We start from the raw sequence: 1,275 nt of genomic DNA on the forward strand, positions 1-1,275 counted from the left end.
ATTTCGGTCTCGGCGTGGGCGATGGCGGCCTTGATGCTGTCGTGGTCGGTCACGTCGAGCTTGACGACGTGGGCGTCGCCGCCGCCGGCCTCGATCTCGGCGCGCAGGGTTTTGAGGCGTTCGACGCGGCGGCCGGCGAGCACGACGGCGGCGCCTGCTTTCGCGAGGGTCTTCGCGAACTGGGTACCCAGTCCGCTGGAGGCACCGGTGACCAGCGCGACGCGGCCGGAGAGATCGATGCTGTAGCTCATGTTCTGGCTCCTTGACTTGTTCGATGTGGCGGCACGCCGCCGACCCAACGTCAAAGACCCGGGGTCAGCGGCGGCCAAGGCTGTGGGGCAAGATAGCACGAAGCCACCGTGCTTCAACCGTCTGCAGGAGTCCGATGAATCCCACCTTGTTCCGTCCGCTCGCGCTGCGCGAGCTCGAGCTCTCCAACCGCGTGATCGTCGCGCCGATGTGCCAGTACTCGGCGGTCGACGGGTCGGCCACCGACTGGCACGTGATGCACCTGGGCGCGATGACGCAGGGTGGTGCCGCGCTGACGCTGATCGAGGCCACGGGCGTGAGCCCCGAGGGCCGCATCACGCCGGACTGCCTGGGGCTGTGGAGCGACGAGAACGAAGCCGCGCTGGCGCGGGTGCTGGCGGCGATCCGCCCGCATGCCAAGGGCGCGATCGGCATCCAGCTGGCGCATGCCGGCCGCAAGGCCTCGAGCGCCCCGCCGTGGAAGGGTGGGCAGTTGATCCCCCCGCAGAACGGCGGCTGGACGCCGTGGGCGCCATCGGCGGTGCGCCAGCGACCGGAAGAGGCGCCGCCGCACGCGATGAGCGAGGACGACATCCGCACGGTGATCGCGCAGTTCACGAAGGCGGCCGAGCGCTCGCAGCGGCTGGGCCTGGACGTGATCGAGCTGCACTGCGCGCACGGCTACCTGATGCACCAGTTCCTGTCGCCGATCAGCAACCAGCGCACTGATGCGTGGGGTGGCAGCCTGGAGAACCGGATGCGCCTGCCGCTGGCAGTGTTCGATGCGGTGCGGGCGGTATGGCCGGCGCACAAGCCGCTGGGCGTGCGCGTGTCGGCGACGGACTGGATGGAGCACAGCGAAGCGCCGAGCTGGACGCTGCCGCAGACGGTGGAGTTCGCGAAGGCCTTGAAGGCACGCCGCTGCGATTTCATCGATGTGTCGTCGGGCGGCATCACGTCGCAGCAGCAGATCAAGCTGGGCGCTGGGTATCAGGTGCCGTTTGCACGCGCCATCAAGGAGGCCAC

Annotated in this window: 2 protein-coding genes; one reads left to right on the forward strand and one right to left on the reverse strand. The window is 69.3% G+C overall.

All coding sequences use genetic code 11. The features are described 5' to 3' along the window. On the reverse strand, positions 1 to 251 hold a 251-nt coding region (locus AC1D15_RS32890), incomplete at its 3' end, for an SDR family NAD(P)-dependent oxidoreductase (protein ID WP_477829367.1). Positions 252 to 385: 134 nt separating this feature from the next. Here AC1D15_RS32890 and AC1D15_RS32895 point away from each other — a divergent pair. Then, on the forward strand, positions 386 to 1,275 hold an 890-nt coding region (locus AC1D15_RS32895; RefSeq protein ID WP_477829368.1), incomplete at its 3' end, for an NADH:flavin oxidoreductase/NADH oxidase.

The sequence above is a fragment of the Rhizobacter sp. P2_H2 genome, assembly GCF_056403375.1.